Raw genomic sequence first — 21166 nt, forward strand, 5'->3', positions numbered from 1 at the left:
CGACGCCATGCCCACAGAACGTTTCACCTTTCCCGGCCATTCCGGCCATGATCTCGCCGCGCGGCTGGACCTGCCGGACGGCCCGCACCTTGCCACGGCCCTCTTCGCCCATTGCTTCACCTGCGGCAAGGATATCGCCGCCGCCCGCCGGATCTCCGCCCGGCTGACCGGGCTGGGCATCGCGGTGCTGCGCTTCGATTTCACCGGGCTGGGCCATTCGAAGGGCGAGTTTTCCAACACCGACTTCACCAGCAACGTCGAGGACCTGCTGGCCGCCTGCGATGCGCTCGGCGCGCGCGGCATGGCCCCATCGCTCTTGATCGGTCATTCGCTCGGAGGGGCCGCCGTCATCAAGGCGGCCGCGCAAATGCCGGGGATCAAGGCCGTCGCCACGATCGGCGCCCCGTTCGACCCGGCTCATGTGGCACAGAATTTCGAACAGGCCCTGCCCGATATCATGGAACATGGCGTAGCCGAGGTGAAACTGGCCGGACGCCCCTTCCGCATCACGCAGGACTTTCTCGACGACATCGAGCAAGGCTCGCTGACGCCGGCACTATCAGACCTCGGCGCGGCACTTCTCATCCTGCATGCGCCGCGCGATGAAACTGTCGGGATCGACAATGCCGCCGAGATCTTCCTTGCGGCCAAACACCCCAAGAGCTTCGTCACGCTGGACGATGCCGACCACCTGCTGACCCGCGAAGACGACGCCCACTATGCCGCCGACGTCATCGCGACATGGGCCAAGCGCTACGTGCCGCTGGACCGCCCCGCGCCGCCCCCCGGGGCGCCCGAGGGCGTTGTCCGTGTGTCCGAGGCCGGCACCCAGGGTTTGCTTCAGGACATCCAGTCCGGTCCCCATCACCTGCTTGCCGACGAACCCGAGAGCTACGGCGGCTCCAATATGGGCCTTTCGCCCTATGGTCTGCTTTCCGCCGCGCTCGGGGCCTGCACTTCGATGACCCTGCGCATGTATGCCCGCCGCAAGGGCTGGCCGCTGGAGCATGTGAAAGTTGACGTGACGCATGACAAGGTGCACGGACAGGATGCCGGGGCGCAGACCGGCGCCAAGATCGACCGCTTCCGTCGCTCCATCACGGTCGAAGGCGATCTCGACGCCGACCAGCGCCGGCGCCTGCTCCAGATCGCCGACAAATGCCCGGTGCACCGGACCCTAGAACGCGCCAACGAGATAGAAACGGAACTGGCGGACTAGGCGTCCTTCATCTTGGCCCGAAAACTCCCCCCGGAGGGCCGCTTTCGGCGGCGCACCCGCCGGGGCACCGGGCTCACGGCGCCGATATCCCCTCAAAACGGCGAAGGGCGGACCGACCGGTCCGCCCTTCTCAACTTGATAGCGGCTTCCCAAGGGATCAGCCGCGAGCGCGGCCCAACAGCTTCCACAGGCCGGGCACCAGCAGCGCCGCCAGCGCCAGTTTCAGCGCGTCGCCAACCAGGAAGGGCGTGATGCCCCATTCCAGCGTCTGCGCCCAGCCCGATGCGAACTGGTTCAGCCAAAGCAGCCCGGGCACATAGATCAACGCATTGCCGATCAGCATGGCCAGAGCCATCCAGGCGATGCTCCGATCCCATCCGCGACGGGCGAAATGGCCCAGCGCGGCGGCGGCCAGCGCGTAGCCCACCAGGTAGCCGCCGGTGCCCCCCATCATGTAGGTCAGCCCGGCCTCTTGCCCGGCAAAGACCGAGGCGCCCAGCGCGCCCAAGGCAAGGTAGCCCAGCACGGTGATCAGACCGAGGCGGGCGCCATAGGCCGCGCCAATGGTCAGAACACCGAAGGTGCCAAGGGTGATCGGAACCGGGTTCCCCGGCAGAAAGACCTGGATCTTCGCCGACGCCGCCAGCGCGGCGATGCCCAGCACGACCATCACGGCCTGCTTGGCGCGCAGGGCAGTGCCTTCGGTCGCCCCGAACGTGTCGAACAGAACGCGGTGTTGTGCGGTTGCAGCCATGTTCCGGCTCCTTTCATGATTTCGTTACCGCTCTGAATGCCCCAGCCATGGGGCATGTGCAAGAAATTTGGCCCGCCTGCAGGTGGCATTCACGCAAATATGCAAACCTAGAGTATAGCCAATGCGTGATTTTGCAAACTCTCAAAGTGGCGCGTAGTCGGTCCGGCTTTCATAGTCCTTGCGCGGCCCCGTCACCCGCCAGACCGCCCGCCAGCACGGCCACTCCGTGAAATCATAGGCCACCCGGTAGTAATCCGCGCCACAGGGATGATCGGTGCCCGCGCCCTGCCCCTCTGGGTCGAAGCGGTGAAACGGACGGCCATCGTCGAACAGAACCTCGACGCCCCGGTCGTCGAACCGCCACAGATAGCGCCGCTCGGCCTGCAGCGGGGCTTGCCCCGGCAGGTGCATCTGCCCGCTTTCCTCGTAGATCAGACCGGCATCGTCGCGCCGAAAGCGCACCTCGCCCTCGGCCCGTACCACCTGCCCCGCATGGGCATCCTCGATCACCCGGGCAAACCGGAACCCGGGCAGGAAATCCTCTGCCGTCAGCCGCTCAGCCATGACACGCATTTCGCCGCATATCCGGCGCCTCCCTTGCCCATTTCCTGCCCCCCTTTTAAGAGGCACGGAACCGAAGCTCCACCGACGAAAAGGCCGCGCTCCATGATCCCCCGTTATGCCCGCCCCGAGATGACCCAGGTCTGGGACCCCGCCACCAAGTTCCGCATCTGGTTCGAGATCGAGGCCCATGCCTGCGACGCCATGGCCAAGCTGGGGGTCATCCCCCAGGAAAACGCCGACGCGGTATGGAAGGCCCAGGATGTGGAATTCGACGTGGCCCGCATCGACGAGATCGAGGCCGTGACCAAGCATGACGTGATCGCTTTCCTGACCCACCTGGCAGAGCACGTCGGCTCCGAAGAGGCCCGCTTTGTCCATCAGGGCATGACCTCCTCCGACGTGCTCGACACCTGCCTGAACGTGCAATTGGTGCGCGCCGCCGACATCCTGCTGGCGGATATGGACAAGGTCCTGGCCGCGCTGAAAAAACGCGCGTTCGAGCACAAGATGACGGTCCGCGTCGGCCGGTCGCACGGCATTCATGCCGAACCCACGACCATGGGCCTGACCTTTGCCCGCTTCTATGCCGAGATGGACCGCAACAAGGCCCGGCTCCAGCAAGCTCGCGAAGAGGTCGCCACCGGCGCCATTTCCGGCGCGGTCGGAACCTTCGCCAATATCGACCCGGCGGTCGAGGAACATGTCTGCGAGCAGCTGGGGCTCAGCCCCGAGCCGATCAGCACGCAGGTCATCCCGCGCGACCGTCACGCGATGTTCTTCGCGGTCCTCGGGGTCATCGCGTCCAGCATCGAGAACATCGCCATCGAGATTCGCCACATGCAGCGCACCGAGGTTCTGGAAGGCGCCGAATTCTTCTCGATGGGGCAAAAAGGCAGTTCCGCCATGCCGCACAAAAAGAATCCCGTCCTGACCGAGAACCTCACCGGCCTTGCCCGGCTGGTGCGGATGACGGTGATTCCGGCGATGGAAAATGTGGCACTGTGGCATGAACGCGACATTTCCCACAGTTCCGTCGAGCGTGGAATCGGCCCTGACGCGACCGTGACGCTGGATTTCGCCCTGAATCGCCTTGCTGGCGTTATCGACAAGATGCTCATTTTCCCCGAGAACATGCTGGAGAACATGAACAAGTTCCCCGGTTTGGTGATGTCCCAGCGCGTGCTGCTGGCGCTGACCCAGGCGGGCGTCAGCCGCGAGGACGCCTATGCCATGGTTCAGCGCAATGCGCTCAAGGTCTGGGAAGAGCGGGTGGATTTCCGGGAACAACTACTCGGAGACCCCGAGGTCGTCGCCGCCCTTGGCGAAGACGGGATCAACGAAAAATTCGACCTCGGCTATCACACCAAGCATGTCGATACGATCTTCGCCCGGGTCTTCGGAGAATGACCGGGCCGTGGTCTGCGCCCCCACGGCGCAGACCACCTCTGCGACACCATGAACCAGCCGCCTAGGCCGCCGGGGCGTGCACGATGGCAGGCCGGCTGTGCTGGCGCGACGCGGCGGGCAGTCCGGCCGGAACGGCCTGGGCTGTCGGCAGCGACATCTGGGCCGGCATGGCCAAGACAGCATAGCGCCGTCCGTCGCCCTCGTTCTTGTAGGACTGGCCGATCTTGCGCGCGGCAAAGCCCAACTGGCGCAGGGCTCTCACCAGCGACAGCGGTGACAGCGAGATCATCTCGCGGGCACCGGCAAGCTCGGCCTCGTGGACAAGCCCGTTGACGATCAGCCAGAGACAATGGCTGCGATCCGCCTGGGTGCGCAGTTCGTCCGACACGACAAGGCGGGTGCATTCCCAGACCTCTGGCGTCTTGATCAGCGAAGGCATGACATCGGCCGGGATGTCGTCGAGCTTGCTCTCGAACGCGTCACGCAACATGTAGGTATGCTGGCCCCATTTCGCGTCTGTTGGCATGGTCCGAGCCCCGCCGACCACGCGCCCTTCGTGGACAACGAGCGAGTAATACGCGGTTGGGTTGTCGTACTGGTCCATCTCCATGTCGTTGTCATGAGGAATGTCCCAGCCCAGTTCATCGACGAAGAAATGCTTCCTCAGCTTGAGAAACTCGAAGAACGCGTCTCCGTGTTTGTGCAGGTCAGACAAGCGAAACGTGATGTTTTCCATTTTGACTCTCCTTTCTGGAGAGTCCATTTAGCCTGCTCATCGCCCCGCTGTTAACTATGGATTTTTCCCACTTCACGAAATGTGGCGAGAGTTGGGCGGATTAATGGAATCTTAAAGATTCTATGTCGCTAGATCAGGCCGAATTCGCTGGCCATGGCCGCCGCCTGGGCGCTGGTCTGTGCATTGAGCTTGGTTTTCGCGTTTTTCAACCGCTGTTTGATCGCACCTTCGGTCACGCCAAGCTCATGCGCCACCTGTTTCAGACGCAGACCGCGCTTGACCATGCCGAGTGCCTCGATCTCCGCCGCCGTCAGGTTCGTCGGCGGCGCCTTGGCACGATGCAGTTTTTCTACATATCTCTGAAATTGAAGAATTTCTTCATCAGTGAACTCCCGGTCCGCACGCACGAATGTGCCGAATGACCGCTGCCCTTCCCGGTTGCCGTCGAAACAGGCCACTGCCGCCCCATAGCGCAGCCCGAAGACCTGCGCCTGTTCCAGAACGCGCATCGGATCAGGCAGGTCGAGCTCGCTCCAACGGATCGAACCGGTATTGCCGTAAATCCAGCGGATAACAGGATCGTGAAGCATGAACCGGTTCTGCGTATAGTGATCCACCCACGCTTTCGGCAGTTCGTTCAATTCCTCCAACGGAAAGGCGAATCCGACTCTCAACGCGATGTAATAGCCCACACTGGCGGGGGCGAGCACATCATCCGTACACCGACCGAGGTTCTTCTGTTTTTCATCTGCGAGAGAGATGGCTGTTTTCCCTGTTCTTCTGCTCTCAATATGCTTAGCCTTAAGTGGCCTGCTTTGAGGTAATGTATGTCGTGTCAGCGGTAGCAGGCAACCATAAAGCGAGTTGGGGAAACGCCAAATGGCTGACAAAGAAGACATTCGAAGCATCCTTCTGCGGCTGGAAGAGCAGTCGCCGACAGGCTTTGCAATTGCGTTTCATGTAAAGTTCACGACACCCGAGTTTCTGCTCCAGACCTACCCGAAGGAGTGGATCGATCTGTATTCCGAACGCGGTTACGTCATGGTCGACCCAACGGTCAGCTGGGGGTTCAATAACGAGGGCACCAAGCGGTGGTCCGAGCTGGCCGACGATGACAGTGTCGGAATCTTCAAGGAATGCCAGAAATTCAATATGAACTACGGGGTTTCGGTGGCGCTTGAACAGGGCGGCAGTCGCAGTCTCGCCAGTTTCACCCGCCATGACCGGGACTTCGCCGAGGCCGAATGCCAAGAGCTGAGCGAACTCCTTGAGAAGCTGCATAACATGACCCTTTCGGACGGGTCCATGAGTGCTGAGCAGCGACAAAACCTGCACGACCTGTCGGTTCAGATGACCCATCCGGATTGGCGCAAGAGCTGACGCAACGTCATCTTGTCAAGGCTCCCTCTACCGGGATGTTCTACCGGCTCGGCGGACACTGATTAGGGGAATAGTAAGGGCACATGGGGCACTTAGGCGGTGTTCGTAACCGCCAGGGCCTTTTCATGACCCCACCCGCAGACCTGACGCGCGCCCGCAAGGCCGCCATTGTGGTGCAATACCTTCTCAACGAGGGGCAGGACCTGCCCCTATCGGACCTGCCAGAGGACAGCCAGCTACGCCTGTCACGGGAATTGGGCGCCCTTGATCTTGTCGATCGGACCACATTTCAGACGATCGCGTCGGAATTTACCGAGGCATTGGGAAATCTGGCCATGACCGTGCCCGGCAGCCTCGATGCGGCTCTGTCCGGGCTTGATGGCAAGATCAGCCCGCAGGCGCTGCAGAAGCTGCGCGACGAATCGGCCAACACGGCCGGGGCGGACCCATGGAAGCAGATCCTGGCGCTCGATCTCGACACGCTGCTCGGGCTGCTGGATGCCGAAGGGGTCGAGATCGGCGCAGTGCTTCTGTCCAAATTGTCCACGGCCAGGGCCGCCGAGCTCTTGGGGCGCTTGCCCGGCGAACAGGCCCGGCGCATCGCGCATGCGGTGTCCCGGACCGCCGATATCCGCCCCGATGCCGTCGCCCGCATCGGCGAGGCGCTTGCCGCGCAGTATTGCGGCGCAAGTGCACCTGCCTTCCCACAGACGCCGGGCCAGCGCGTCGGCGCGATCCTGAATTCCAGCGGCGCAGAGATGCGGGAAAGGCTGCTTGACGACCTGACCGAGCAGGATCCGGGGTTTGCCGAATCCGTGCGCAAGTCGATCTTCACCTTTGCCGATATCCCGACCCGGCTGTCGCCGTTGGATGTGCCCAAGGTGATCCGCGACATTCCCGGCGAGGATCTGGTCAAGGCGCTTGGCGCCGCGTCAGCGACAGGCGGGCCGGTGGCCGCTGGCGCCGATCACATCCTGTCGAACATGTCGCAACGCATGGCCGACAGCCTGCGGGAGGAGATGGAAGAGCTGGGCAAGATCAAGAAAGCCGAAGGCGAAGCGGCGCAGGCAGCCGTGGTCGCGGCCATTCGCTCGGCGGCCGATCGCGGAGAAATCGCCCTGATCGAACCGGGCGAGGACGAGGGCTAACGCACCTCGCCGGCCGCCAGGATCGCGCCGTGCCCGGCCTGCTGCACGATCACGACAGCCCGATCATCCCCCGGCAAGGGCAGATCCAGGGTCAGGTCGCTGTCGCCCGACCAGTCGGCGACCACCTGCCAATCCGTCACGATATTTCCATAGGTCAACTGACGCCCGGCATTCTCGCCCCGGCGAATATCCACGACCTGTCGCGGGTCATATCGCACCAGTTGCACCTGCGCCGGCCCAACCGGCGCGCCCTCCCGTTCCAGAATCAGTCTGAGCCCCCCGCCCTGCCGGGCAAGATCAAGCGCGATCCCGTGATCAGCCGCGGCATGTGTGCGAATGGCGTCGCTCAGTTCCATCGGCTTGGCGCCGACCACATGGGTGTGCCCGGCCACGACCATCTGCGGCGTGTAGATCGTCGCGTGGCCGGCGGCCTGGGCATAGGCCTTTTGCCGCTGCGTATAGGCGGGATCGGCAAAACTGTCGGCCCAACCGATATAGTCCCAGTAATCCACATGCAGCGCGAGGGCGATGACGTCCTCGCGCTCGGCCAGGTCAAGCAACATCGCATCGGCGGGCGGACAGCTGGAACACCCCTGCGAGGTATAGAGTTCGACCACGACGGGCGACGGATCGGCCGAAACCGGTATCGTCCCCCCGGACAACGCCAGGGTCAAAGCTGTCAGAACTGCACGCATGGTCGGTTTTCCGTTCTTGGCTTCCCTCTGATTACCGCAGCCGTCCGGCAAGGGCCAATCAACCGTTTGCGAGACTCTGTCACATCGACAACCGCAGGCCTGCACTTCAGGGTGAACCGACGCATAGAAGCACCGTTTCACCCTTGGCAAACGACTGCATACAATAGTATACACAGCTCGAATCCGGGTCATCCGGACCCCCGTTTCGTTTTTCGCACCCTCAGAGGAGGCCCCCATGCCCATCACCGTCGGCCATGACACGGCAAAAACCCGCAAAACGCTCAGCGTCGGCGACCAGTCGGTCGCCTATTACTCGATCCCCGCAGCCGAGGCCGCCGGGCTCGGCGATTTCTCAAAGCTGCCCGCTGCGCTGAAGGTGGTGCTGGAGAACATGCTGCGCTTCGAGGATGACAAGACCGTCACCACCGATGATATCAAGGCCTTCGCCGAATGGGCCAGCAAGGGCGGCAAGAACCCGCGTGAGATCGCCTATCGCCCGGCCCGCGTTCTGATGCAGGACTTCACCGGCGTTCCGGCCGTGGTTGACCTGGCCGCCATGCGCGACGGCATCAAGGCCCTCGGCGGCGACGCGCAGAAGATCAACCCGCTGAACCCGGTCGATCTTGTCATCGACCACTCGGTCATGATCGACGAATTCGGCAACCCGCGCGCCTTCCAGATGAACGTGGACCGCGAATATGAACGCAACATGGAACGCTACCAGTTCCTCAAGTGGGGCCAGAAGGCGTTCAACAATTTCCGTGTTGTGCCGCCGGGCACCGGCATCTGTCACCAGGTGAACCTGGAATACCTCGCCCAGACCGTCTGGACCGACACCGACCAGGACGGCCAGGAAGTGGCTTATCCCGATACGCTGGTGGGCACCGACAGCCACACCACCATGGTCAACGGTGCCGCTGTTCTGGGCTGGGGCGTCGGCGGGATCGAGGCCGAGGCCGCCATGCTGGGTCAGCCGATTTCCATGCTGATCCCCGAGGTCGTGGGCTTCGAGCTGACCGGCGAGATGGTCGAAGGCACCACCGGCACCGACCTCGTGCTCAAGGTCGTCGAAATGCTGCGTGAAAAGGGTGTGGTCGGCAAGTTCGTCGAATTCTATGGGGCGGGTCTTGATAACCTGCCGCTGGCCGACCGGGCCACGATCGCCAACATGGCGCCCGAATACGGCGCCACCTGCGGCTTCTTCCCGATCGACGACGAGACCCTGCGCTACCTGCGCAATACCGGCCGCGACGAGGCCCGCGTGCAGCTTGTGGAAGCCTATGCCAAGGAAAACGGCTTCTGGCGCGGCGCCGATTACGCGCCGGTCTATACCGACACGCTCAGCCTCGACATGGGCACGATCGTGCCGGCCATCTCCGGCCCCAAGCGTCCGCAGGACTACGTGGCGCTGGAGCGCGCGGCCGATGCCTTCTTCGACGTGGTCGCCGATTACCGCGGCGCGGATGAAAGCGCCGCCGCCACCGACATGGCCGATGAGGGCCCGACCCCCGACCCGGTGGTCGATCCGCGCAAGAGCCAGAAGGTCGAGGGGGAGGACTACGAGCTGCGCGACGGCTCTGTCGTGATCGCGTCGATCACCTCCTGCACCAACACCTCGAACCCCTACGTGATGATCGGCGCGGGCCTCGTGGCGCGCAAGGCCCGCGAGCTGGGCCTGGATCGCAAGCCCTGGGTCAAGACCTCGCTGGCGCCGGGCAGCCAGGTCGTGTCCGCCTATCTTGAGGCCGCCGGGCTGCAAGAGGACCTGGACGCCATCGGCTTCAACCTGGTGGGTTATGGCTGCACCACCTGTATCGGCAACTCCGGCCCGATCCAGAAAGAGTTGAGCGAAGCCATTGCCGAGGGCGACCTCGTGGCCACCTCGGTCCTGTCGGGCAACCGCAACTTCGAGGGCCGGATCAGCCCGGACGTGCGCGCCAACTACCTGGCCAGCCCGCCGCTGGTCGTCGCCTACGCACTGGCCGGTGACATGAACATCAACATCGCCACCGACCCGATCGCCCAGACGCCGGACGGCAAGGATGTCTACCTCAAGGATATCTGGCCGACCCAGGCCGAGATCGCCGACCTGGTCGAAAAGACCGTGACGCGCGAAGCGTTCCAGTCGAAATATGCCGATGTCTTCAAGGGCGATGAGAAGTGGCAGGGCGTCGAGACCACCGATGCGGAAACCTATGACTGGCCCGCAAGCTCGACCTACATCCAGAACCCACCCTATTTCCAAGGCATGTCCAAAGAGCCGGGCAAGATCACCAACCTTGAAGGGGCGCGCGTGCTGGCCATTCTGGGCGACATGATCACCACAGACCACATCAGCCCCGCCGGGTCGTTCAAGCCCGAAACCCCCGCGGGCCAGTACCTGACCGAACGCCAGGTGCCGGTGCGCGAGTTCAACTCCTACGGCTCGCGCCGCGGCAACCACGAGGTCATGATGCGCGGCACCTTCGCCAATATCCGCATCAAGAACGAGATGCTGGACGGGGTCGAAGGCGGCTATACCAAGGGGCCCAACGGAAAGCAGACCTCGATCTTCGAGGCCGCCATGGCCTACCAGGACCAGGGAACGCCGCTGGTCGTCTTCGGCGGCGAACAATATGGCGCCGGGTCCAGCCGAGACTGGGCCGCGAAGGGCACCAACCTGCTGGGTGTCAAGGCCGTGATCGCCGAGAGCTTCGAGCGAATCCACCGTTCCAACCTGGTCGGCATGGGCGTGATCCCGTTCGAGTTCACCGGCGGCGATACCCGAAAGACGCTGGGCCTGACCGGGGACGAGACCGTCTCGATCAAGGGTCTGGACACGATCAAGCCGCTGCAAGAGGTGCCATGCGAGATCACCATGGCCGATGGCTCGGTCAAGGAGATCACGCTGAAATGCCGGATCGATACCGCGATCGAGATCGAATACATCGAACATGGCGGTGTGCTGCATTACGTGCTGCGCAACCTCGCCAAGGCGGCCTGACCGTTTTTCAAGCCGGACCGTTATCAAGATGTCGCGCCCCCTGCCGGGGGCGCGGCTTTTTTTTCGAGGGGGCGCTGCCCGGTCCGCCCCTGGCGGACTCCCCGGGATATTTTTCGTCCAAAGAAATCTGGACGCGGGAAATGGTTGGGGTAGCTTGGCGAAATGACCCATAGAAGTTTTGAATTCACCCATGCGCTGTGCCGTGTCCCGGCGGACTCTGTCTGCGATGGATTACGAGCCAGTGACCGCGGTGACCCCGACCCGGCCCTCTTTCGGAACCAGCACGCAGCCTATGTGGCCGCGCTGCGCGATGCCGGCTGCGCGGTGACCGTTCTGGAGGCGGACGAGGCCTTTCCCGACAGCGTCTTCATCGAGGATCCGGCGCTGGTTCTGAACGGGGTGGCCATCGTGCTGCGCCCCGGTGCGCCAAGCCGGTTGGGTGAGGCGGCGGCGTTGCGCCCTGCCCTTGAAGAACATTGCCGTAAAGTCGTGGACCTCAAGACCGAGGGCTTTGTCGATGGGGGGGATATCCTGTGCACCGATGACCGGGTTCTGATCGGTCTGTCGGCACGAACCGATGCGCGCGGTGCCGAAGACCTGCGCCCTCTGGTCGAAGCGCAGGGCTACAGGTTGGAGGTGCTGCAAACCCCGCCCGAAATCCTGCATTTCAAGACCGAGAGTTCCCTGTTGGACGCCGAGACCGTGCTGGCCACGCCTGCCTTGGCGGCCTCCGGGGCCTTTGACTCCATGCGCGTGATCGAGACCGCGCCGGGCGAAGGGGCCAGCGCCAACGCGATCCGGGTGAATGATGTGGTGATGCTGTCGGCAGGTTATCCCGAAACGGCGGACCGTCTGACCCAGGCCGGATACGAGGTGGTGACGCTGGACACGTCGCAGGCCGCGCTGGTCGATGGCGGGCTGAGTTGCATGTCCCTACGCTATTCTCTCTAGCACGGCCCGAACCTCGGCCACCTTGGCCTCGACCAGACTGCGATCTCCCTTTGCCTCGACGTTCAGGCGCAACACCGGTTCGGTGTTGGAGGCGCGGATATTCATGCGCCACCCGTCACAGGTGAAGCTGACCCCGTCCAGACGATCGAGGTCAACGGTCTGGTCTTCGAAGGCCGCGACCACGGCGTCGATCGCGGCCTGGCTGTCGGCAACGGTGAAATTGATCTCGCCGGAGGACGGGAAATCGGCCCGCATGCGGGCGACCATCTCGCTCAGGCCCTGGCCCGAGCGCGAGACCAGCTCGGCCACCAGAAGCCAGGGGATCATGCCGCTGTCGCAGTAGTTGAAATCACGGAAATAGTGATGCGCAGACATCTCGCCACCATAGACCGCGTCGTGCTCGCGCATGATCTTCTTGATATGGCTGTGCCCGACCCGGCTGAGGATGGCGGTGCCGCCGCAGGCTTCGATACGATCCCGCGTGGCATAGACGACCCGGGGGTCATGAACGATGCCGGCCCCTGTTTCCTTGCTGCAAAAGGCCTGGGCCAGCAGCGCCACGATGTATTCGCCATCTATGAAGGCGCCGGTTTCGTCGAAGAAGAAGCAGCGGTCGAAATCCCCGTCCCAGGCCACGCCCATATCCGCGCCATGTGTCCGAACCGCATCGGCGGTTGCGGCGCGGTTTTCCGGCAAAAGCGGGTTGGGAATGCCGTTTGGAAAGCTGCCATCGGGGGTATGGTGGACCTTGACGAAGTTGAACGGCACCCCGCGCATGGCCTCTTGCAGCGCGTCGAAGGTCGGACCGATGGCACCATTGCCGCCATTGACGACGATCTTCAGCGGCCGCAGTCCCCGCGGGTCGATATAGCTCATCAGGTGGGCCACGTAATGCGGGCGCGGATCGCGCGGCTCGACCGCACCGCCGGGGATCGCAGGGCCGAAATCATCCGCCTCGGCCATGGCGCGGATCTCGCCCAGCCCGGTGTCTTCCGAAACAGGCCGCGCGCCGTCGCGCACCAGCTTGATGCCGTTGTAGTCGATGGGATTGTGACTGGCCGTCACCATCAGCCCGCCCCCGGCGCCAAAATGGGCGGTTGCGAAATAGACCTCCTCGGTGCCACACAGGCCGATATCGTGGACTTTGACGCCCTCGGCCACCAAACCGCGATGCAGGGCCGCTTGCAGATCGGCGCTGCTGTCACGGATATCGCGGCCGGTGACCACGCTGCCCGGTGTCATGACACGGGCAAATGCACGACCGATCGCCTCGCAGATCTCCTCGGTGAGGTCCTCGCCCAGCTTGCCGCGCACATCGTAACTCTTGAAACAAGACAGCATCGGGGGTCCTTTTGGGATTCGGTGTCAATCGGCGCGCGCGGCCTCGATCGCGGGGCGCAGGCGGCTTTCGATGGCGCGTTCCGTCACCGGACCGGCCACGCGCATCAGGATGGTGCCATCCCCATCCACGAGAAATGTCTCGGGCACGCCATAGACGCCCCATTCGAGACCATTGGCACCGTTCGGATCCGTGCCAAGGCCACGATAGGGGTCGCCCAGTTCCTGAAGGAACGCCAGGGCGTTGGCGTCCTGGTCCTTGTAATTGATTCCATAGACAGCCAGCCCTTCAGCGGCCAGCAGGGTCAGGTTGGGATGTTCAACCCGGCAAGGCGCGCACCAGCTGGCCCAGTAATTGACCAGCTTCAACTCTCCGTCGCGCAGCATCTCGTCGGTCAGCACCGTCTTTTCGCCCAGCGGATCGACGGCCAGAGAGGGGGCCGGGCGCCCCGCCAGTGCCGTTGGCAGGTCGTCGGGGTTGCCCGAGAACATCGAATAGGCAAACAGCCCTGCAATGGCGGCGAAGATCACCGGAGGAATGAACATCAGGGGCTTAGCCATCGCGCTTTTCCTTGCGGGCCTCGACGGCGGCCAGTGTCTCTCGTGCCTTGCGCGCCGCGCGGACTGAGATCCAGACAAGGCCAAGCAGCAGAACGATGGACACCGCATAGGCCGAGAGCACCTCGACCACGTATTTTCCAAGATCAGGCATCATGCGCGCATCCTTGTTTCCAGCGCCCGCGCCCGGCGCAGCCGGATCTCGGTATGCGTGCGCAGGATCACCAACGCCACGAACAACAGGATGAACCCGGCGATACAGACCAAGGCCGGGTACCAGAAGACATCGGCCACGTTTTCCTCGGCATCGAGCGACAGCGACGCGCCCTGGTGCAGGCCCTGATTCCAGAAATTGACGGCATAGCGGCTCAGCACGGCAAAGACCGACCCCACGATGCACAGCACGCTGGTCAGGTCGGCGGCGGTATCGTCATCCTCGATCGCGGTCCACAGCGCCATGTAGCCGAGGTAGAACAGGAACAGGATCAGGAATGAGGTCAACCGCGGATCCCAGACCCACCAGGTGCCCCAGATCGGCTGGCCCCAGACCGCGCCGGTGAACAGTGCGATCAAGGTCATCACGATGCCGATGGGGCCGGCGGCCTTGGCGGCAAGGGCACTGACATGGTGGCGGCGGATCAGCCAGATCAGGGATGTCACCAGCATCATCACCCAGATATTGATCGCCATCATGGCGGCGGGCACATGCAGGTAGAAGATCTTGACGGTGCTGCCCTGCCGGTAATCGTCGGGCGTGAAGAAGAACCCCCAGACAAGGCCGACAACAAGGGTCACGGCGGCCGCCCACATCACCCAGGGCAGAACCGGGGTGGTGGTGGCGATGAACTTCTTGGGGTTGGCATATTCCCAGATCGACATGTGTATCTCGTATCCTGTCCCGCGCGGCGGCTCAATGCCTGTTCACCGCAGATTGACCCGAAGCGCGGCCGCCGTGGCGAATGGCAGGAACGCGAAAACACCCAACGTGATGCCGCCCTGAAGGACGAGCGCATTGGTAGCCGAGAACCCGTCGGCCCCACGCCGCACCGCCTCTGCGCCGAAGATCAGCGTCGGAATATATAAGGGCAGCACCAGAAGCGACAAGAGCAGCCCGCCGCGCCGCAACCCGACGGTCAGGGCCGCGCCGAACGTGCCGATCATCGACAGGGCGGGCGTGCCGACCAGCAAGGTGATCAGCAGGAAGCCATAGGCACTGGGTTGCAGGTTCAGCAGAAAGCCCAGCGCGGGGGCCGCCAGCGTCAGGGGCAGACCGGTCGTGATCCAGTGGGCGACGCCCTTGACCAGCGCCACCGCCTCCAGCGGCAGGGGTGAGGTCGCAAGCAAGGGCAGTGACCCGTCCTCGTGATCGAGCGCAAAGATCCGGTCCAGCGACAGCAGCGCGGCCAGCAGCGCCGCGACCCAGAGAATGCCCGGCGCGATGCGGGTCAGAAGCTCGGCCTGGGGGCCGACCCCGAAGGGCACAAGCACGATCACGATCAGGAAGAACGCCAGGCCGAGGCCAAAGCCGCCCCCAGCCCGCACCGCCAGTGCCAGGTCGCGTTTGAGAAGGGCGATCAAAGGAAGGCCTCGTCGCTGCCGCCTGCGGCGTCCTGCGCGGCCTTGTAGGGCGTCAGGTCCAGAACCGGGGCCTCCAGTCCGAGGTCGATATGGGTGGCGATCACCGCGATGCCCCCCTGTCCAAGATGCTTGTCGCGCAGCCAGTCAGCGAACATCTTCACCGAGAACCCATCAAGCGACACGGTGGGTTCGTCCAGAAACAGCACCTTGCGCCCGATCACGCCCAGTCGGGCCAGCCCCAGCCGGCGCTTCTGTCCGGCGCTCAGCGTGCCGGCCAGCCGGTCCCGCAGGTCGACAAGGTCGAAGTCCTCCAACACGGTGTCATCCAGCACGCCGCCATGAACCTCGGCCCAGAAGGTCAGGTTTTCGGTCACGCTCAGCTGGGCCTTGATACCGTCCGCATGGCTGGCATAGGCACCGCTTTCTTCGGGGAAGTCCACCTCTCCGGACAGGCCGGGCTGCAGCCCGGCAAGCGTCCGCAACAGCGTTGTCTTGCCGATCCCATTGGGGCCGCGCAGGATCAGCGCATCACCCGGGGCACAATCGAAGCTGACCCCTTGCAGCACGGGGCGCCCGCCGCGGGCCACGCTCAGGTCTTTGACATGCAAACTCATGGGCCTACCGATAGCGCAAGGCTCAGACCGGCAACAGTGCCAAACCGACGCGGCGCCCTTCGGCCAGTAGCACGTTATAGGTGCGGCAAGCGGCCGGCGATGCGCTGAACTCCACGCCGATTCCCGCCTCTTCCAGCCGGTCGCGCAAGCCCTTTGGAAGCGGTGCAATCTCGGCGCCGGTGCCGACCAGCAGAACATCGATGTCCGGGGCCAATGCGACCAGCCGGTCGGTATCCTCCATCCCGTCCCATCCCTCGACACCCTTGGGCGAGATCACGACCGCGCCCTCGACGACCTCTCCGCCGATGCGGAAGAACCCCGGCCCATAACCGTCCACCGGCTTGGCATCATCGAAAACAACTTCGTTCAGGCGCATCCTTCACCCCCAGATCGGCAGTCCCATCACACCCGCCACCCCTATGATGGCGTAGGCCGTGCCCCGGTATAGGCCAGCCCGGGCCGGAATGAAAAGCCGGCGGCCCAGATAACCGCCCAGCGCATAGGCAGGCAGCATGATGAAACCCGTCATCACCGCCTCGCGCGTGACGGCGCCCTGCAGGCCCATGACCGGCAGAAGGGCAAAGCTGGAAAAGGACAGCACGATGATCGTGTTGGCGCGGGTGCGGGCGACCTCGTCACGGCCACCCAGCTGGAACAGAACAAGGACCGGCCCATTCAGGCCGACCGAACCGCCCAGAAAGCCAACCCCTGCCCCAACGCCAAGCCAGGCCGGGAGGCCCGGAACCTGGCGGTAGCGCCAGCCCGCCAGCAGAGCGGCCAGCGTGACGAAAACCACGCAAGACACCGCCCAGCGCAGTGCCGTGGGATCGCTGGTTCGCAGGAACCAGACGCCCAGCGGCTCCAGCGCGATCGCGGCGGCCAGCATGGTCAGCGTGGCGCGCCGGTCCGCCTGCGGCCAGGCCTGCGGCACCACGGTCAGAATCGACCCCAGCGATGCCACCGCGAAGGCGGCAACTGCCATCACGGGATCGACCAGCGCCACGGCAATGGGCATGTAGACCAGTGCCGCGCCGAAGCCGGCAAAGCCATAGACAAGCCCTGCCATCAGGCAGGTCAGGATCAGCCAGATTTCCATATGTCCCCTGCAAACGCGAACCGCCCCGACATTGCGGGGCGGTCCTGCGAATCGTTAGGGCCAATCTCAGGCGTCGATATTGCCAAACTGGTTGGAGACCTGCGTTGGGTCCTTCTTGGACCAGTCGCGTTTGACGCCCAGAACCAGCAGGATCGTCGAGGCCACGAAGATCGAGGAATAGGTCCCCACGATCACGCCCCAGATCATCGCGAAAACGAAGCCCCGGATCACGTCGCCACCCAGAATATAAAGCGAGATCAGCGCCAAGAGCGTGGTCAGCGAGGTCATGAAGGTTCGGCTCAGCGTCTCGTTGATGGAGATGTTGAGCACTTCCTTGAGCTCTTTCTTCTTATATTTTCGCAGGTTCTCTCGAACGCGGTCAAAGACGACCACGGTATCGTTGAGCGAGTAGCCGACGATGGTCAGGATGGCCGCGATGATGGCCAGATCGAACTTGATCTGCAATTCGCTGAAAATACCCATGGTCAGAACAACATCGTGAACCAGCGCCGCAACCGCGCCCAAGGCAAACTGCCATTCAAACCGCATCCAGATGTAGACCAGCACCGCCGCAATCGCCAGAAGCACCGCGATGGCCGCAGTCTGGATCAGCTCGCCGGATACGGTCGGCCCGACGGATTCCACCGATGGGAAGGTCACGTCCGGGTCGATGGCGCGCAACGCCTCCTGCACCGCGCCGATGGTCTCGTTGGTGACGCTTTCCTCGCCCTCCTGGGCCTGGATCGACACGGTCTTGACGTTCTGGTCCGCGGCGAATGTCGGATCGAAGACCTGTGTGATCGTCACGTCGCCCAGCTCAAGCGGATCAAGCGCGGCGCGATAATCCGCGACCGAGACCGCCTGTGGGCTGTCAGTGCGGATCGTGGTGCCCCCCTTGAAGTCGATCCCGTAATTCAGGCCCTGCAGCAGGAAGCTGACGAAGGCCACGACCACCAGAACCGAGGAAATGCCCAGCCACAGCTTGGAGCGGCTGAAGAAATCCCAGGACGTGTCTTCCTTGACCAGCCGCAGGTATTTGCCCGTGAACAGCTGCTTGGGCCGCTTGCGTTCGAACCACATGATGACCAGCAGGCGGGTGACGAAGATTGCCGTGAAGACCGAGGTCAGGATGCCGAGGCCCAGCGTCACGGCAAAGCCTCGCACCGGCCCTGCCCCCATGAAGAACAGGATGCAGGCCGTGATAAAGGTCGTGATATTGGCGTCGACGATGGCCGACAGGGCCTTCTCATAGCCCAGCTCAATCGCCCGCGCCGGACCCTTGGCAGATTTTCGTTCCTCGCGGATCCGTTCGAAGACCAGCACGTTGGCATCGACCGCCATGCCGATGGTCAGCACGATCCCGGCGATCCCGGGCAGGGTCAGCGTCGCCCCAAGAAGGCTGAGCGCCCCGAAGATCAGCGCCATGTTGATGATCAGCGCGATATTGGCGAAGACCCCGATCAGGCCATAGCTCAGCACCATGTAGATCAGCACCGCGATGAAGGCGACGATACAGGCGATGGTGCCCGCATCGATGCTGTCCTGCCCCAGCTCGGGCCCGATGGTCCGTTCTTCGAGGAAAATCAGCTCGGCGGGCAAGGCCCCGGCCCGCAGCAACACCGCAAGCTCCGTGGTTTCCTCGATGGTGAACTGCCCGGTGATGATCCCCGAGCCGCCCGGAATGTGCGACTGGATCACCGGCGCACTGACGACCTCGTCGTCCAGCACGATGGCAAAGGGCGATCCGATATTCTCGGCCGTGTAATCGCCAAAGGCACGCGCCCCGGCGGTGTTGAACCGGAAATTGACCGCGGGGCTGTTGTTCTGGTCCATCGTCGGTTGGGCATTGACCAGCTCTTCGCCCGACACGACCGGCGTGCGTTCGACGATGTAAAAGATTCCCTCCTCGTCCAGCGAAGGCAGGATGATGTTGCCCGCGCCGGGGCTGGCCTCGCCATTGGCGGTGCGGCTGACAACCGGGTGGAAGGTCAGGCGCGCGGTCGTGCCGATGATGTCCTTGACCTCTTGCGCGCTGCCCACGCCGGGCACCTGGACAAGAATGCGATCCGCGCCCTGACGCTGGATATTCGGCTCGCGGGTGCCGACCTCGTCGATCCGGCGGCGGATGATCTCCAGCGCCTGTTGCACGGTGCGGTCATCGCTGGCGGCCTTCTCGGCCTCGGACAATTGCACCACGATAACACCGTCGCGCGCCTGAACGTCGAGGTCCGATGACGCGGCCCCGGTCAGCGAGACCACAGGCTGCGCCAGACCGCGCACAAGCTCCAGCGCCCGCGGCATCGCCTCGGTGTTGGAAATGCGCACGTGCAATTGCCCGGAGGGTGCATTCTCTTCGCGGCTGACGAAGCCCACCACATCGCGTTCGGCGGCCAGCACGTCGCGCACATCGGGCCACATGGAGTCGATCCGACGGTCGTAAACCTCTTCCACCTGCACCTGAGCCAGCAGATGCGCGCCGCCCCGCAGGTCGAGACCGAGATTTACCAACCCATCGGGCAGGAATGTGGGCCATTGGGCGGCCTGCGCCTCCAACGCGGCGTCGGTGATCCCCTCGGCGATCACCGCCTCGGCGTCGTTGGATTGCTCAACCCGACTGTAAAAGGCGTTGGGCAGGGCCAAAAGGACCCCCGCCAGCACCATCAGCCAGATGGCCACACGCTTCCAAAGATCAATCTGTAGCATCGAAACTGCCCCTGCCCGGCTGCCCCAGGCCCCTTGCCATGAAAAACGGGGCCATGAAGGCCCCGTTCGGTTCAGCCCTCGGCGGGCTCGGTCTTGTTGAGGACCTGCGCGATGGTCGACTGCACGACGCGCACCTTGACGCCATCGGCCAGCTCGACCTCCAGCTCATTGTCCTCTTTGACCTTGGTGACCTTGCCGATCAGCCCGCCCTGGGTGACGACCTGGTCGCCCCGGCGCAGGGCGTTCACCATGGCCTGGTGATCCTTCAGCTTCTTCTGCTGCGGGCGGATCAGCAGGAAATACATGATCGCGAAGATCAGGATAAGGGGAATGAACTGTCCAAGCGCTTCCATCGGTCGTCCTTTGTCTGTTGGCCGGGCACCCCCCGGTCGTCGAAGTCGCGGCACGGTAATTGCTGCGCCGCCGATTGGCAACGCATCCGCGCGGGCTTGAAAGGCGATATGGGGCAAAGCGCCCCCGGGTGCAATGCGTCAGGGTTTCACGAGGGCAAGATTAGCGAGCAGGATCGAATTGAATCGGCGACGTAGATACCTGCTGGCCGTCGCAAGCGGCATTTACGGAACAATCATCAAGGCAAGAATATCGCACAAGCGACTGGAGCAAGGTCGATAGGCTGGATCGGCATGACGACATCGGGGGCGGTGATCCCGCCCCCTTACGCCATCAACGTGTTGGCTTTCAGAACGTAAAAACGGTCCGCAAGGAAAAGATTTCGAGGGTCTTCTCGAAATCCCCCGGATTGCTGCCCTCGAAACGGTCATAGACGAACTCCAGCCGCCCCATGCCGCCACCCATGGGACGTTGGCCACCGACCCCGATCGTCAAGCCGGTCGCAGTGGTATCGACATAGTTGCCCACCCCATCTTCGGCCAGACCGGCGACAGCGGCCACGCCAACCATGGACAACACCTCGATGTCACTGGTCACCTTCGCGCCATAGACCCCCCTGACCCGCGCGATGCCACGCACTTCACACCAATCAGGAGACTCGTCGCTGCATGACTCTACAGGAACACCAACAGTTGTCATGCGTTGACCCGTTGTGCCGTCCAGCGTGCCCTCGACACCAAACCAGCTTTGGTCATCGTGCGAAAAGCGGTATCCGAGAACCACACCCAAAGTTGCATCCTGACCCTCGGTACGGCCGATGCCGGCACTCTGACTCTCGAGTTTCGCGAAACCCAGTGCACCACCGTAATAGAACCCCTCTTCGGCGGTCGCGGTGCCGGTTGCCATCGACAGGCAGGTTGCAAGCGCCAAGGCTTTGTATCCGTTCATTTCCATTCCCCAATCCTAGGGTCAGGACTCATAGCCAGTAGATGACGAGTGCTGCGAGGGCGATGGCTGACAGGAAGACCTTCGGGCACCTGTCGTAGCGGGTTGCCACACGCCGCCAATCCTTCAACCTACCAAACATGATC

The 21166-nt window shown here is 63.4% G+C and carries 22 protein-coding genes and 1 pseudogene; 6 read left to right on the forward strand and 17 right to left on the reverse strand.

Annotated elements, in window-relative coordinates:
• Positions 1-7: 7 nt before the first annotated feature.
• Positions 8-1219, forward strand: coding sequence for a bifunctional alpha/beta hydrolase/OsmC family protein (locus tag DFK10_RS03370; RefSeq protein WP_109386558.1), 1212 nt, complete (start codon positions 8-10; stop codon positions 1217-1219).
• A 157-nt stretch (positions 1220-1376) separates the two neighbouring features.
• Here DFK10_RS03370 and DFK10_RS03375 read toward each other — a convergent pair whose 3' ends face one another.
• Together DFK10_RS03375 and DFK10_RS03380 are read right to left on the reverse strand one after the other, a co-directional pair.
• Positions 1377-1973, reverse strand: a complete 597-nt coding sequence (locus DFK10_RS03375; protein ID WP_109386560.1) for a biotin transporter BioY — start codon at positions 1971-1973, stop codon at positions 1377-1379.
• A 141-nt stretch (positions 1974-2114) separates the two neighbouring features.
• The gene (locus tag DFK10_RS03380; RefSeq protein WP_235866752.1) at positions 2115-2537 is read right to left on the reverse strand and encodes a DUF6314 family protein; all 423 of its coding nucleotides are present in this window, start codon (positions 2535-2537) and stop codon (positions 2115-2117) included.
• Between the two features lie 102 nt (positions 2538-2639).
• Between DFK10_RS03380 and purB the strand changes: the two genes are divergently transcribed.
• Positions 2640-3944: an adenylosuccinate lyase gene (gene purB / locus DFK10_RS03385; RefSeq protein ID WP_109386562.1), complete on the forward strand. Its 1305-nt coding sequence runs from the start codon at positions 2640-2642 to the stop codon at positions 3942-3944.
• 61 nt (positions 3945-4005) lie between these two features.
• On the opposite strand, the gene DFK10_RS03390 is transcribed toward purB, so the two are convergent.
• Complete coding sequence (locus tag DFK10_RS03390) at positions 4006-4680, reverse strand: acyl-homoserine-lactone synthase (RefSeq protein ID WP_109386564.1); 675 nt, start codon at positions 4678-4680, stop codon at positions 4006-4008.
• Positions 4681-4808: 128 nt separating this feature from the next.
• Positions 4809-5579 (reverse strand): helix-turn-helix transcriptional regulator, encoded by a 771-nt coding sequence (locus tag DFK10_RS03395; RefSeq protein WP_109386566.1) that lies wholly within the window; start codon positions 5577-5579, stop codon positions 4809-4811.
• Here DFK10_RS03395 and DFK10_RS03400 point away from each other — a divergent pair.
• Complete coding sequence (locus DFK10_RS03400) at positions 5560-6060, forward strand: autoinducer binding domain-containing protein (RefSeq protein ID WP_109386569.1); 501 nt, start codon at positions 5560-5562, stop codon at positions 6058-6060. The two genes, DFK10_RS03395 and DFK10_RS03400, sit on opposite strands and share 20 nt — an antisense overlap.
• Before the next feature lie 125 nt (positions 6061-6185).
• On the forward strand, positions 6186-7208 hold the full coding sequence (locus DFK10_RS03405; protein WP_109386571.1) for a FliG C-terminal domain-containing protein: 1023 nt from the start codon (positions 6186-6188) through the stop codon (positions 7206-7208).
• Here the strand turns inward: DFK10_RS03405 and DFK10_RS03410 are convergent.
• A complete protein-coding gene (locus DFK10_RS03410) occupies positions 7205-7903 on the reverse strand; it encodes a DUF1223 domain-containing protein (protein ID WP_109386573.1) in 699 nt (232 codons plus the stop codon). The two genes, DFK10_RS03405 and DFK10_RS03410, sit on opposite strands and share 4 nt — an antisense overlap.
• A gap of 235 nt (positions 7904-8138) precedes the next feature.
• Here DFK10_RS03410 and acnA point away from each other — a divergent pair, with 235 nt between their 5' ends.
• Entirely contained in the window at positions 8139-10886 is a 2748-nt protein-coding gene (gene acnA / locus DFK10_RS03415; RefSeq protein ID WP_109386575.1) for an aconitate hydratase AcnA, read from the forward strand.
• Positions 10887-11048: 162 nt separating this feature from the next.
• Positions 11049-11837, forward strand: coding sequence for a dimethylarginine dimethylaminohydrolase family protein (locus DFK10_RS03420; protein ID WP_109386577.1), 789 nt, complete (start codon positions 11049-11051; stop codon positions 11835-11837).
• Here DFK10_RS03420 and DFK10_RS03425 read toward each other — a convergent pair.
• The 12 genes and pseudogenes from DFK10_RS03425 to DFK10_RS03480 form a co-directional block, all read right to left on the reverse strand.
• Positions 11820-13178, reverse strand: a complete 1359-nt coding sequence (locus DFK10_RS03425) for a phosphohexomutase domain-containing protein (protein WP_109386579.1) — start codon at positions 13176-13178, stop codon at positions 11820-11822. The genes DFK10_RS03420 and DFK10_RS03425 overlap by 18 nt on opposite strands.
• Before the next feature lie 24 nt (positions 13179-13202).
• Positions 13203-13736, reverse strand: coding sequence for a DsbE family thiol:disulfide interchange protein (locus tag DFK10_RS03430; RefSeq protein ID WP_109386581.1), 534 nt, complete (start codon positions 13734-13736; stop codon positions 13203-13205).
• The gene (gene ccmD / locus DFK10_RS03435) at positions 13729-13890 is read right to left on the reverse strand and encodes a heme exporter protein CcmD (RefSeq protein ID WP_109386583.1); all 162 of its coding nucleotides are present in this window, start codon (positions 13888-13890) and stop codon (positions 13729-13731) included. The genes DFK10_RS03430 and ccmD overlap by 8 nt, the downstream gene beginning before the upstream one ends.
• Positions 13887-14612, reverse strand: coding sequence for a heme ABC transporter permease (locus DFK10_RS03440; protein ID WP_109386585.1), 726 nt, complete (start codon positions 14610-14612; stop codon positions 13887-13889). Before DFK10_RS03440 ends, ccmD begins: the two co-directional genes overlap by 4 nt.
• Positions 14613-14654: 42 nt before the next feature.
• Positions 14655-15311: a heme exporter protein CcmB gene (gene ccmB / locus DFK10_RS03445; RefSeq protein ID WP_109386587.1), complete on the reverse strand. Its 657-nt coding sequence runs from the start codon at positions 15309-15311 to the stop codon at positions 14655-14657.
• Positions 15308-15925, reverse strand: a complete 618-nt coding sequence (gene ccmA / locus DFK10_RS03450) for a heme ABC exporter ATP-binding protein CcmA (RefSeq protein ID WP_109386589.1) — start codon at positions 15923-15925, stop codon at positions 15308-15310. The genes ccmB and ccmA overlap by 4 nt, the downstream gene beginning before the upstream one ends.
• 22 nt (positions 15926-15947) lie before the next feature.
• Positions 15948-16301: an Mth938-like domain-containing protein gene (locus DFK10_RS03455; protein ID WP_109386591.1), complete on the reverse strand. Its 354-nt coding sequence runs from the start codon at positions 16299-16301 to the stop codon at positions 15948-15950.
• A gap of 3 nt (positions 16302-16304) precedes the next feature.
• Positions 16305-17021, reverse strand: coding sequence for a sulfite exporter TauE/SafE family protein (locus DFK10_RS03460; RefSeq protein WP_109386593.1), 717 nt, complete (start codon positions 17019-17021; stop codon positions 16305-16307).
• 66 nt (positions 17022-17087) lie between these two features.
• Positions 17088-19724: a protein translocase subunit SecD gene (gene secD, locus DFK10_RS03465; RefSeq protein ID WP_109386595.1), complete on the reverse strand. Its 2637-nt coding sequence runs from the start codon at positions 19722-19724 to the stop codon at positions 17088-17090.
• 71 nt (positions 19725-19795) lie between these two features.
• Complete coding sequence (gene yajC / locus DFK10_RS03470) at positions 19796-20077, reverse strand: preprotein translocase subunit YajC (protein ID WP_109386597.1); 282 nt, start codon at positions 20075-20077, stop codon at positions 19796-19798.
• 346 nt (positions 20078-20423) lie between these two features.
• Positions 20424-21023, reverse strand: a complete 600-nt coding sequence (locus DFK10_RS03475) for an outer membrane beta-barrel protein (protein ID WP_217810047.1) — start codon at positions 21021-21023, stop codon at positions 20424-20426.
• 28 nt (positions 21024-21051) lie between these two features.
• Positions 21052-21166: pseudogene (locus DFK10_RS03480) on the reverse strand (IS5/IS1182 family transposase); the annotation flags it as partial.

It is taken from the genome of Salibaculum griseiflavum (genome assembly GCF_003129565.1).
GTDB classification, from domain to species: domain Bacteria; phylum Pseudomonadota; class Alphaproteobacteria; order Rhodobacterales; family Rhodobacteraceae; genus Salibaculum; species Salibaculum griseiflavum.

Excerpts from the sequence above, each read along its gene's own strand:
- DFK10_RS03370 (WP_109386558.1), top strand. The coding sequence starts at position 8 with ATGCCCACAGAACGTTTCACCTTTCCCGGCCATTCCGGCCATGATCTC.
- DFK10_RS03375 (WP_109386560.1), bottom strand. The coding sequence starts at position 1,973 with ATGGCTGCAACCGCACAACACCGCGTTCTGTTCGACACGTTCGGGGCG.
- DFK10_RS03380 (WP_235866752.1), bottom strand. The coding sequence starts at position 2,537 with ATGGCTGAGCGGCTGACGGCAGAGGATTTCCTGCCCGGGTTCCGGTTT.
- purB (WP_109386562.1), top strand. The coding sequence starts at position 2,640 with ATGATCCCCCGTTATGCCCGCCCCGAGATGACCCAGGTCTGGGACCCC.
- DFK10_RS03390 (WP_109386564.1), bottom strand. The coding sequence starts at position 4,680 with ATGGAAAACATCACGTTTCGCTTGTCTGACCTGCACAAACACGGAGAC.
- DFK10_RS03400 (WP_109386569.1), top strand. The coding sequence starts at position 5,560 with ATGGCTGACAAAGAAGACATTCGAAGCATCCTTCTGCGGCTGGAAGAG.
- DFK10_RS03395 (WP_109386566.1), bottom strand. The coding sequence starts at position 5,579 with ATGTCTTCTTTGTCAGCCATTTGGCGTTTCCCCAACTCGCTTTATGGT.
- DFK10_RS03405 (WP_109386571.1), top strand. The coding sequence starts at position 6,186 with ATGACCCCACCCGCAGACCTGACGCGCGCCCGCAAGGCCGCCATTGTG.
- DFK10_RS03410 (WP_109386573.1), bottom strand. The coding sequence starts at position 7,903 with ATGCGTGCAGTTCTGACAGCTTTGACCCTGGCGTTGTCCGGGGGGACG.
- acnA (WP_109386575.1), top strand. The coding sequence starts at position 8,139 with ATGCCCATCACCGTCGGCCATGACACGGCAAAAACCCGCAAAACGCTC.
- DFK10_RS03420 (WP_109386577.1), top strand. The coding sequence starts at position 11,049 with ATGACCCATAGAAGTTTTGAATTCACCCATGCGCTGTGCCGTGTCCCG.
- DFK10_RS03425 (WP_109386579.1), bottom strand. The coding sequence starts at position 13,178 with ATGCTGTCTTGTTTCAAGAGTTACGATGTGCGCGGCAAGCTGGGCGAG.
- DFK10_RS03430 (WP_109386581.1), bottom strand. The coding sequence starts at position 13,736 with ATGGCTAAGCCCCTGATGTTCATTCCTCCGGTGATCTTCGCCGCCATT.
- ccmD (WP_109386583.1), bottom strand. The coding sequence starts at position 13,890 with ATGATGCCTGATCTTGGAAAATACGTGGTCGAGGTGCTCTCGGCCTAT.
- DFK10_RS03440 (WP_109386585.1), bottom strand. The coding sequence starts at position 14,612 with ATGTCGATCTGGGAATATGCCAACCCCAAGAAGTTCATCGCCACCACC.
- ccmA (WP_109386589.1), bottom strand. The coding sequence starts at position 15,925 with ATGAGTTTGCATGTCAAAGACCTGAGCGTGGCCCGCGGCGGGCGCCCC.
- DFK10_RS03455 (WP_109386591.1), bottom strand. The coding sequence starts at position 16,301 with ATGCGCCTGAACGAAGTTGTTTTCGATGATGCCAAGCCGGTGGACGGT.
- DFK10_RS03460 (WP_109386593.1), bottom strand. The coding sequence starts at position 17,021 with ATGGAAATCTGGCTGATCCTGACCTGCCTGATGGCAGGGCTTGTCTAT.
- secD (WP_109386595.1), bottom strand. The coding sequence starts at position 19,724 with ATGCTACAGATTGATCTTTGGAAGCGTGTGGCCATCTGGCTGATGGTG.
- yajC (WP_109386597.1), bottom strand. The coding sequence starts at position 20,077 with ATGGAAGCGCTTGGACAGTTCATTCCCCTTATCCTGATCTTCGCGATC.
- DFK10_RS03475 (WP_217810047.1), bottom strand. The coding sequence starts at position 21,023 with ATGAACGGATACAAAGCCTTGGCGCTTGCAACCTGCCTGTCGATGGCA.